12 protein-coding genes are annotated in these 10,525 nt (G+C 57.2%); 9 read left to right on the top strand and 3 right to left on the bottom strand.

All coding sequences use genetic code 11. From position 1 onward, the window contains the following. Positions 1-5 precede the first annotated feature (5 nt). The 8 genes from BLV27_RS14660 to BLV27_RS14695 all read left to right on the top strand — a co-directional run bounded on the left by BLV27_RS14660 (position 6) and on the right by BLV27_RS14695 (position 6,089). Positions 6-980 (top strand): glucokinase, encoded by a 975-nt coding sequence (locus BLV27_RS14660; RefSeq protein WP_092647246.1) that lies wholly within the window; start codon positions 6-8, stop codon positions 978-980. Between the two features lie 93 nt (positions 981-1,073). Continuing rightward, positions 1,074-1,370, top strand: a complete 297-nt coding sequence (locus BLV27_RS14665; protein WP_170831472.1) for an STAS domain-containing protein — start codon at positions 1,074-1,076, stop codon at positions 1,368-1,370. After that, positions 1,367-1,738, top strand: coding sequence for a response regulator (locus BLV27_RS14670; RefSeq protein ID WP_092647248.1), 372 nt, complete (start codon positions 1,367-1,369; stop codon positions 1,736-1,738). Before BLV27_RS14665 ends, BLV27_RS14670 begins: the two co-directional genes overlap by 4 nt. Next, on the top strand, positions 1,738-4,008 hold the full coding sequence (locus BLV27_RS14675) for a chemotaxis protein CheA (RefSeq protein ID WP_092647249.1): 2,271 nt from the start codon (positions 1,738-1,740) through the stop codon (positions 4,006-4,008). The genes BLV27_RS14670 and BLV27_RS14675 overlap by 1 nt, the downstream gene beginning before the upstream one ends. Further along, positions 4,005-4,517: a chemotaxis protein CheW gene (locus BLV27_RS14680; protein WP_092647250.1), complete on the top strand. Its 513-nt coding sequence runs from the start codon at positions 4,005-4,007 to the stop codon at positions 4,515-4,517. Before BLV27_RS14675 ends, BLV27_RS14680 begins: the two co-directional genes overlap by 4 nt. Next, positions 4,514-5,383, top strand: coding sequence for a CheR family methyltransferase (locus tag BLV27_RS14685; protein ID WP_092647251.1), 870 nt, complete (start codon positions 4,514-4,516; stop codon positions 5,381-5,383). The genes BLV27_RS14680 and BLV27_RS14685 overlap by 4 nt, the downstream gene beginning before the upstream one ends. Beyond that, positions 5,374-5,760: a response regulator gene (locus BLV27_RS14690; RefSeq protein WP_092647252.1), complete on the top strand. Its 387-nt coding sequence runs from the start codon at positions 5,374-5,376 to the stop codon at positions 5,758-5,760. Before BLV27_RS14685 ends, BLV27_RS14690 begins: the two co-directional genes overlap by 10 nt. Beyond that, on the top strand, positions 5,760-6,089 hold the full coding sequence (locus tag BLV27_RS14695; protein ID WP_092647253.1) for a hypothetical protein: 330 nt from the start codon (positions 5,760-5,762) through the stop codon (positions 6,087-6,089). The genes BLV27_RS14690 and BLV27_RS14695 overlap by 1 nt, the downstream gene beginning before the upstream one ends. 21 nt (positions 6,090-6,110) lie before the next feature. On the opposite strand, the gene BLV27_RS14700 is transcribed toward BLV27_RS14695, so the two are convergent. Together BLV27_RS14700 and BLV27_RS14705 are read right to left on the bottom strand one after the other, a co-directional pair. Beyond that, positions 6,111-7,928 carry an ABCB family ABC transporter ATP-binding protein/permease gene (locus BLV27_RS14700; RefSeq protein ID WP_092647254.1) on the bottom strand — a complete coding sequence of 606 codons (1,818 nt, stop codon included), beginning with the start codon at positions 7,926-7,928 and terminating at the stop codon, positions 6,111-6,113. A gap of 62 nt (positions 7,929-7,990) precedes the next feature. After that, complete coding sequence (locus BLV27_RS14705) at positions 7,991-9,226, bottom strand: LysM peptidoglycan-binding domain-containing protein (RefSeq protein ID WP_092647255.1); 1,236 nt, start codon at positions 9,224-9,226, stop codon at positions 7,991-7,993. Between the two features lie 89 nt (positions 9,227-9,315). Between BLV27_RS14705 and BLV27_RS14710 the strand changes: the two genes are divergently transcribed. Beyond that, positions 9,316-9,852 (top strand): LOG family protein, encoded by a 537-nt coding sequence (locus BLV27_RS14710; RefSeq protein ID WP_425283662.1) that lies wholly within the window; start codon positions 9,316-9,318, stop codon positions 9,850-9,852. A gap of 418 nt (positions 9,853-10,270) precedes the next feature. Here BLV27_RS14710 and BLV27_RS14715 read toward each other — a convergent pair. Continuing rightward, positions 10,271-10,525, bottom strand: a 255-nt coding sequence (locus tag BLV27_RS14715; protein WP_211605519.1) for a hypothetical protein, incomplete at its 5' end; no start/stop codon positions are given.

Here is a 10,525-nt window from a genome sequence, read left to right on the forward strand (position 1 = left end):
GCAACATGAGCGAAAATCTTTTCCTTGTAGCCGACGTCGGTGGGACGAACACGCGCGTCGCAATGGCGCGGGGACAACACGTCGTTACCGATACGATCCGGCGCTATGCGAACAGGGATTTTGCCAACCTTGCGCCCGTCTTGCGACAGTTTCGCGCGGATGAGCCTGGGCCTGCGCCGCAGGGCGCTTGCGTTGCTGTAGCCGGCCCGGTTGCGGACGGTCGCGCGGAGCTGACCAACCTTGACTGGTCGATAGACTCGACCCGCCTGATCGAGGCGACGGGCGCGCAACATACTGCGATACTGAACGATCTTCAGGCACAGGGTCACGCGTTGGGCAATATTCCCGCGGAGAAATGTCAGACAATTGTCGACGTGCCCGCCCGACCGGGTGCCGCGCGTTTGGTCATAGGCGTCGGAACGGGATTCAACGCGGCTCCGGTCCATGAGACACCCTGCGGGCGCTACGTTCCCCCCTCCGAGTCGGGGCACGCAAATCTGCCCATACGCACAGAAGCAGAGATGAGGCTCTGCAACTTCGTCTCGACAGCGCACGGATTCCCGGCGGTCGAGGATGTCCTTTCGGGGCGCGGGCTTGAACAGGTCTATCGCTGGCTGAGCAGCGAGGGTGGCACGCCGGCTGATCTTCTTGCAGCTGAAATCATGGGCCAGATTGATACCGACCCACGTGCTCGCGCCGCCGTGCAGCAATTCATCCGGATCCTGGGTACCGTCGCAGGAAACCTTTCATTGATCCATCTGCCCTTTGGCGGCGTCTACCTTGTAGGCGGCGTCGCACGTGCGATGGGACCGCACCTCGATCCGATGGGGTTCGATCAGGCTTTCCGCGACAAAGGCCGGTTCGCTGGCTTCATGGGTAATTTTCCGGTGTATCTTGTGAACGACGATTTCGCAGCCTTGGCTGGCGGTGCTGCGCATCTGATGGAAATCGTGGCGCAACCAAGCGAAAGCTCGACATGAACCGCTCTGCGGTAACTCTTTCTTAGCGACCTCTGCTTTAGGCACTGCTCATCGAAATCGAAAGAGGCGATGCAGCATGTTACGGTGCGAGAAATGACGGCCCTGACCGAGTCCGATGGCGTGATCGTCCTTCCTGAAAGGGTGGACATATCCGCCGCGGACGCGCTGCGCGATCTGGTTCTTGCGGACACGCGCGATCTTACCTTCGACGCCGGTACCGTTGCCTTGGTTACGACGCCGGGCCTTCAGGTGATGATGGCCGCGCGGGATCATCAGAAGGCAAGGAATAAAACAATGCGCATCGTTGCACCGTCCACTGGCTTTTGCGCGTGCCTGCAAACCCTTGGCGTCCCCATTGAGCGACTTCAGACTGGGGAGGGAAGCGCATGAGAATCCTTGCGATTGATGACAGCCGAACGATCCGTGACATGGTACGCCTGACCTTGGAGCGGGAGGGTATCGAAACCAACCTCGCCGAGGACGGTGTTCACGGGCTTGAAGTCCTGGAAGGCCTTGATCACATTCCAGATGCGATCCTGACCGACGTCAATATGCCCCGGATGGATGGCTTCGGGTTTATCGATAACGTACGCAAACGGGACAAGTTCGCCGGTATTCCGATCCTCGTCCTCACAACGGAAAGTGCGCGTGACCTCAAACTCAAGGCCCGCGCCGCCGGAGCGACGGGCTGGATCGTGAAGCCGTTCGACCCCGCCCGTTTGGTCGGGGCACTGAGGACGGTGACGGGGCTGACCTGATGGATCCCTTCGACTCGATCAAGGCCACGTTCTTCGAGGAGTGCGGAGAACTGATGGAAAGCCTGGAATCCGGTTTGCTCGCCTTGCAGTCCGGTACGCAGGACGAAGATACCGTGGATGCAGTCTTTCGCGCGGTGCATTCCATCAAGGGCGGTGCGGGGGCATTCGGGCTCAATGTCCTCGTCAAGTTCGCCCACGAATTCGAGACGACGCTGGATGCCTTGCGTTCAGGTCGCCTTGATAAAGGTGCCCCGGTAATCGCTGTCTTGCTACGGTCTAGCGATCAGCTGGGCGACTTGGTGATGGCTTGCAGAACCGGGGAAGATATGACGTTGCCGGACACGTCAGATCTGAAGGCTCTCATCGACTCCTTGCCTGTCGCAGAAGGCAATGTCGCTGGGGGCGATGAATTCAATCCAGTCATGTTGGACTTCGGACTTGATCCAATATCAGGAGACCTGACACCGGAAAGCGTTGCCATGGTTATCCCGATTGAGATCGCCGACCACGACGCAAAGTCGACAAAACGAGAGGGGCCGGCGTTCGGCAGCAGGATTTGGGAAATCGTATTCGAACCCCTTCCAGATCTTCTTAATAGTGGGAATGAACCACTCTTCCTGTTCCGAGCTCTTGAGGTTTTGGGGAAACTCGTCACCAAAGCAATGGATGGAGACCTCCCTACACTTTCAGAGATGGACGTTCGGACACCCCGCCTCCGCTGGAGGATCGAACTGGCCCCGTCGGCACCAGACCTAACGGAAACCGAAATCGAAAGCGTATTTGAGTTCGCCGTGGACCTTTGTGCTTTGAAGATTTCCGTATTTAATCATAAAGATGCAGAATATAAAGACGACCAAGAAGGAATGATTACCTCGGTGGCGGGCCCAAGCTCGAGACCATCGGAAGGAACGATTGGAAAGCAATCATCAAGGCTTGAGGCTGGGGACGCGTCCATTCTTTCACGCCATTCGTTGCAGATTCCCACGGACGGTGCGGTCTCGACTTCTGCTGATGTGGTGCCCGCGGACCGCCCGAATACGGCTGCCACTCAGGTTTCGACCACAATACGCGTTGATTTGGCGCGGGTTGACAGGTTGGTCAACTTGGTCGGGGAGCTGGTGATCAGCCAGTCCATGCTCGCCCAAGGCATGATGCGCGCTGGCCTTGATCAGCATTCTGAGGCGGCATCCAACCTCGACGAATTGCACCAGCTAACCCGAGACATGCAAGATAGCGTAATGTCAATCCGGGCGCAGCCAGTGAAATCCCTGTTTCAGCGCATGACCCGCATCGTTCGCGAAGCTGCGCAAGCGACCGGAAAACAGGTTTCGCTGGTTACAGAGGGCGAAGGCACTGAGATAGACAAAACTGTCGTTGAACGCCTCGCGGACCCACTAACGCATATGATCCGCAATGCGATTGACCACGGCCTCGAAGCGGCCGAAGACCGGTTGGCAAGTGGGAAGGACGAGAGCGGCATTGTTCGATTGACTGCTCGACAGCAGTCCGACCGTGTAATTATCGAAGTATCCGATGATGGACGTGGCATAAACCGTACTCGCGTTCTGGAGCGCGCAATAGAGCGGGGACTTGTCTCCGAAGGAAAGGCGCTCGAAGCGGGGGAAATCGATCGGCTACTGTTCATGCCTGGGTTTTCGACAATTGAGAAGGTCTCCGCCCTGTCGGGCCGCGGTGTTGGCATGGACGTTGTGCAACGTGCGATCCGCGATCTCAATGGGACCATATCTATCGTCTCAGTTGATGGAGCCGGCTGCACGATATCAATTAGCTTGCCACTTACGCTTGCGATTTTGGACGGCATGATCGTGCGAAGCAATGAGCAACGTATGGTTATTCCACTTTCAGTGATTATCGAGACCCAGACGCTCAGCGCTGCTCGGATCGAGAAAGTTGGAGCAAACCACAAGGTAGTAAAACTTCATGACCGCTTTGTTCCGCTTATCGAACTGGCCGAAGGTATGGGGTTTGCAAATGTTAAAGACACCACGGCTAAAGAAGACGCCGCGCTATTGTTTGTCGAACCGGACGAAAGCGGACCTTTTGCACTGTGCGTCGATGCAATCGAGGCACAGCGACAGGTCGTAATAAAGGGCTTAAACGAGAATTTTGGTAGCGTGCCATGCGTTTCCGCCGCAACGATCCTGGGCGACGGCCAGGTCGCGCTAATCGTCGATCCAGCGGGAATCGCGGTTCTGTCTGGTTTGCAACACCGGCATCCAACATCCAAAAAGGAAGCAAAGGCATCATGACCAAGCAATCCATCGAGGGCGCAATCGGCGATTCGACGGCGACGCGCTCTGATACCGCGGGTACACCAGAACTTCTGACCTTCAAGTGCGGTGGACAAGGCTATGCCGTTGACATCATGTCGGTCCGTGAGATCCGCAGCTGGAGCGAACCAACACCTCTACCTCACGCGCCGCCCTTTATGCGTGGAATGGTAAATCTTCGTGGTTCAGTATTACCGGTGATGGACTTGGCTCAGCGTATGGGGCAGGCACGGACACCAGACGATCCACGCAGTGTCATAATTGTCATTCAGCAAAATAACCGGGTGCACGGCCTTCTTGTCGATGCGGTTTCGGACATCGTCCATCCAAGTCTGGATCAACTACAGGATGTCCCTCGCGTCACAGCGGGAGATCAGGAGTCGATGGCTGAGCAATTATTCGTGGTCGACGAGACGATGGTCCAAGTGTTGTCCACCGCTAGAATCCTGCCGAAAGTCGAAACCAACCTCGGAAGTCCCGCAGCATGATTCCGCTTGGTGCGGATGACTATGAAGCGCTTGCTGCCCTTGCCGAGCGTGATGCTGGGCTTCACTTGCCTGAGGCAAAGAAAATGTTTGTCGCATCCCGGCTTCAACGGCGCTTGCGGCAGACAGGCCTGCGTGATTTCGGCTCCTACCTCGAGTTGATCTGCGGGTCTGGCCCCGAGTGCCGGGCTGAACGAATGGAATTCGTTGCGGCTCTCACGACGAATGTAACGGGCGTATATAGGGAACCGCACCATTTCGCTCTACTTGCCGACCAACTTCGTTCGTCAAACTTAAACGGTCGAACTGATAGATTCCAGATCTGGTCTGCAGGCTGTTCAAGTGGTGAAGAGCCCTTATCGATGGCAGCGACCTGCATGGCGGTCCTGGGGACGAGTTGGGCGAAGAGTGTCGAAATTCTCGCCACGGACGTAGACCGTAGTGTACTGGCCAAGGCACATGCCCGAACTGAAGAACCAACCTTGATTAACGCACTCAAGCGTTTGCCGGATGGCGTACGGGAACCTGGAGGAGTGCACTATGTAAAGGGTGAGCGGCTCCTCGCAAACTTGCTTGAGGGTATTACCTGGCAGCAGCACAACCTTCTTCATCCGCTGGCCCGCCCAGATCAGTTCGATGTCATATTTTGTCGGAATGTCACAATCTACTTCAGCAGGGCGGCGCAGGAAGCGGTCCATTCTGCCCTTCGCGCACGCCTCGGACCGAATGGCCTGTTCGCGATTGGCCATTCTGAACAACTGCTTGGACAGGCCCCCCCGATGGTGGCGGCCGGTCGCACAGCTTTTCGTCGTCTGGCAGTGGCCAACGCGAACTATCATTCTGAGGAGACTAGAAGTTCATGGCGCTGAGAGAGATGTTGAAAGTCCTTGTCGTCGACGACATGTCTACGAGTAGAGGGATATTGCTGCAGGCGCTGGATGCGCTCGGGGTGGCCAATGTCTCCTATGCCGAGAACGGGAGGACCGGGATGGTCCAAGCAAAACAGTCCGCACCGCATCTTATCCTGTCTGATCTTTATATGCCTGAGTTGAACGGCCTGCAGCTTCTGCAGCACTTGCGAGCGGACCCGGCCACGCAAAAGATCGGTTTCATACTTGTTACCGGACGTGGTGACGAAGCCGTCATCCAGACAGGTAAGAAACTTGGAATGAATAATTTTCTGACCAAACCATTCACATCGTCTCAACTGAAGGATTGTATCGAAGCAGTCGTGGGGCGCCTCTGATGGGGATTACTGGTGATGAATTCGCGGCCCGCGTTGCCATGGAATGCGAGACCGCCGCAGCCACATTGTCCACGCTGCAAGATCATTTCAGCAAGCAAGTCGTTGTGTCGAACGAAGACGCTCTGTTCAGAGATGTTCAATCACTCGATACGGTGCAGCAGACACTGGCGGATCTTGCAGATATCTTTACCGAACTCTCGGTATTTGCAGCTGCAAATCCGTCTGTGATCCCCGAGAGCATATTTGAACGGGCCCAACAGGTTACGCTGCGCGCGCGGCTATCCGGGCACAAAGTCCAATTAACCAAGGAGACGATCGAACTTTTCTGACAACGTTCAAGGCCCATTGAATCAGGCGGCGCTTTCTTCATCCGACAATTGGCGGTTCCACATTGATGCGTAGCGGCCACCGCGGACAAGAAGTGCATCATGGGTTCCACTTTCTGTGATAAGCCCGTTTTCGAGAACCAAAATCCGATCCGCGTCCACGATCGTTGACAGGCGATGCGCGATTGTGATCACGGATCGTCCTTGGGACATGGCGCGTAATTCGGCCTGGATCGACCGCTCGGTCTCTGTATCCAAGGCCGACGTGGCTTCGTCGAGAAGCAGGATCGGTGGATCCTTCAAAAGTGTTCGCGCGATGCCGACACGTTGCTTCTCGCCACCCGACAGTTTCAGGCCCCGTTCGCCAACCGTCGTCTCGTATCCGTGAGGCAAGCCTTCGATGAAACCGTCAATGCGGGCGGCACGGGCCGCTTCGCGAACTTCGGAAAAACTCGCGTCCGGGCGTCCATAGGCAATATTGTAACGGATTGTATCGTTGAACAGAACCGTATCCTGCGGCACTACACCGATCTTGGAATGCAGGCTGTCCTGCGTGACATCGCGGAGGTCTTGCCCATCGATCTCTATCGCTCCGCCACCCACATCATAAAAGCGAAACAGCAGGCGCCCGATGGTCGATTTTCCGGAGCCGGATGGACCGACAACCGCGATGGTCTGCCCCGGTTCAACGGTGAGGGACACGCCTTTGAGGATGGGCCGCTCGACTTCATAGCCGAACTCAACGTCCCGAAAGACCACCCTGCCCTTCGACACGGTCAGCGCCTTGGCACCAACCTTGTCCTGCACTTCCGGTGGCTGCTCAAGGAGGCCGAACATCTCGCCCATATCGACCAACGCTTGCCGGATTTCGCGATAAACCGTACCAAGAAAATTCAGAGGCATCGTAATCTGTATCATGTAGGCGTTTACCATCACGAAATCACCTACGGTCAAATCGCCATTTTGGACGCCGATGGCGGCAAGCACCATTACACCAACCAGTCCGGCTGTGATCAGAACCGACTGCCCGAAATTCAGGAATGCCAAAGAGTAGGCTGTCTTCAATGCGGCCGCTTCGTAGTTCTTCATCGCACCATCATAGCGGACTGCTTCACGCTGCTCGGCACCGAAATACTTGACCGTCTCGAAGTTCAAAAGGCTATCGATGGCCTTCTGGTTTGCATCCGTATCCTCGTCATTCATGATTTTGCGGATCTTCACCCGCCACTCCGTAATCTTGAAGGTAAACGCGACATAGGCCGCGATCGTCACAAGCACGATGACAAGGTACCAGACGTCAAAAAGGAAGAAGAGAATGATCGAGATCAGCAGCAACTCCAGCACCAGCGGGCCAATGGAGAAAAGCAGGAACCTCAAAAGAAAATCGACGCCCTTGACCCCGCGCTCGATAATGCGCGACAGACCCCCGGTCTTGCGGGAGATATGGTAGCGCATAGAGAGTCGGTGCATGTGGCTGAAGGTTTCAGCGGCCAACCGGCGAAGGGCACGCTGGCCGACGCTGGCGAAGATGACGTCCCGGAGCTGTTGGAACCCGATGTTCATCGCGCGGGCCACGCCGTAGACCACGGTCAGGCCGACGGCACCGAACCCAAGCGTCCAGGCCGGGGTCATCACCTCGGGCGCAAGCGCATCGACCGCCGCCTTGTAAAACAATGGCGTGGTTACCGCGATGATCTTTGCCACAACCAACATGGACAACGCAGCAACGACGCGAACGCGAACCGCAGTGTCATTATCGGGCCAGAGGTATGGAATGACGCGCCTGATGATACCCAAGGCACCCGCCGGGGCCTCGGTCGTGGTCAATGTAGTGCGGCGCATCAGTCCATCCGGGCTGGGATTTTGGCAATCCTAGGCTGCCGTCGCAGGAATGAAAACCGCGGTCATTCGACTTGGGGAAGGTCGAAGACCTGGCCCGGGAAAATCAGGTCAGGATCGCGGATCTGTCGACGGTTCTCTTCAAATATCTGTACGTATTGGATGCCCTCTCCGAAATAACCTTCGGAAATCGCCCAGAGGGTATAGCCCGGTTGTACGGTAATAGCCGTCACGCCATCGCGGCGCGATGCAGCGGCGACCTCGGGAGCGGTTCGCTGAAACGGGGTTTCAATACGACTTTGTACCGTTCCGTCCGGAGCCAGGGCGTCGATGCGAAGTGTGTAGAGCCCGCTGTCGACATTTGGCAGAGGCGAAGACCACGTGCCGCCCTGCCCGACCCGCGCCAATTGGATCGGCTTATTGTCGAGGTAGATGCGCAGCTCGCTATCGCGGTTCCCGGTACCCGCCAAGGAGACCGCACCGGTTTCATCATAGGAAATTGCATCGATCCCAATATCTTGTGTCGTCTCAGGCGTCGGAGCGGCACGCGCGATAACCGAAACGCCATCGGGACCGGAACGGAACAGACGGGGGGGAGCAGCAGTCGTGGATGTCGCCCCCGAGTTGGCGACGACGGGCGCTGCTGTCGGTTCCGCCTCGGTTGAGGTCGGTGGTGCTTGGGCTGACTCTGGCGGGAGTCTTGCGGTGGCGGTCTCGTCCGCAGGCTCTTGCGACTGGCTGCCGTCTGACACCTCGGGCGCGCGCGCCACTGTCGGTGCAAGTGGGAAAGTCGGGGCTACTATTATGCTTTCGTCGGAACGTGAGATATTGCCATCGGCGTCCCGTGTTTCGACCGTAAGGATCCGCGGCGTATCGACGGTACCCAGATCGAACAGAGACACGAAGTTTCCGCTTTCATCTATTCGTGCGGTCGCCACTTCCTCTCCGTCCAGTCGCAGGATCACATAGGCGCCGCCACTACCGCGACCCGCAACCACCGCAGAGCCCACCTCGTCGATGCGTACCACATCGAGGTTGGGGCGACCCATGACCGGGGCCGTCGGCACTTCGACTGTCTGGGGTGGAGTGACGTCTGTAACTTGCGCTGCGGGATTGGTGACATCGCTGCCGATAGATGTAGTTTCGGTGGCTTCGGCGGTCTGCTCGCGCTCATCAGCCGGAACAACGACCGGTACCAGCCGGGCGTCCCGCTGTTGCAACAGCAAAAATCCGGCCAGGCCAAGCAAGGCCAGCCCACCCACTAAGGTGATCGTCCGACCAGCACCGCTCCCATTCAACATGACTGATTCCTTCACAGACCCATCCGCAGGGTTACTGCAAACGTATCAACCCCCTAGGGTGTGGTCAAAACCACAAGAAGGTGTGCTTGATGACGAAGTCGATCTGTGTCTATTGCGGGAGCCGCGATGGTGACAATCCTACATTCGCGACCGCAGCGGAAATGCTGGGTCAGGGCATCGCCGATCGCGGTTGGCGACTGGTCTATGGTGCCGGCGATGTCGGCCTGATGGGCCGTGTCGCGAGGAGCGTTCAGGCGGCCGGGGCCGACACCTTCGGCGTAATCCCGACGCACCTGATGTCGATGGAGGTCGGCAAACGGGACCTCACCTCTTTCGTGGTGACCGAGACGATGCACGAGCGCAAGAAGGTCATGTTCATGAATGCGGATGCAGTTGTCGTGTTGCCCGGTGGCGCGGGAACGTTGGACGAGTTCTTCGAGGTTTTGACCTGGCGACAACTTGGCTTGCATGACAAGCCCATAATTTTGATCAATGTTTTCGGATATTGGGATCCTTTGATTGACCTAATGGACGGACTTGTCGCGCATGGCTTTGCCGATGCCTCAATCTTGTCATTCATGCAAATTGCCGCTGATCCGACCGCCGCCTTGGAGCTGCTTGACTGACGGTCACACCACGTGCGCAATGTACCGAAGGTGTCATATCGTACAAATCGAATGCACGTCGGTCTTTCTGAAATTCACAGACTCCACTTCTGCGAAGGTGTGGCTGCCATGGATTGTGCTCTTGTGGGCGCGTCTGGTTCGGTCTCCAGCGTGTTCCCGGTCTCGCGGATCGTTGATATTTATCCAAGCGGGCAGACAAAGAGAGGCGTATCTGGCCCTTGGCAGACGTACCGCCCGCCCGAGGAAATTCCAGCTTAGAAAATGGACGTGTCCGCAGATCGGGTTGGCGCGTTTCGGGATCGGTAAACATGCCAATATTCCCTTCTCTGGTGAAGGGATGGCGACCCATGCGACATCAAAATTTCTCACAGCTTCTGGCACGTCTGGGAGATCTGAGCCTAGCCCAAGTCGAGGGGACCTAGGTCGAACTCAGGGCCCTGCGACGTAAGACGGCGGCGATCTCGGAGATTGAGGCCGCACGACGAACGATCAGGCGTGCCCCTTCTGCGGTGACGTCGATCGTCAAAGGTGCGGCCGGACGCGGACCAAGGTTCAGCGATATCGCTGCAAGGGCCGTGCTGTCCGTCGTCAGGGATTTTGGGCCAGTGGGCTGCCCGATCCAAGGGAGGGTCTGGCTCATTTTGTTGTTCGGATTATGCGACGGCTTTGCGGT

The organism is Jannaschia faecimaris (assembly GCF_900107415.1).
In the GTDB taxonomy this organism is placed as follows: Bacteria; Pseudomonadota; Alphaproteobacteria; order Rhodobacterales; family Rhodobacteraceae; genus Jannaschia; species Jannaschia faecimaris.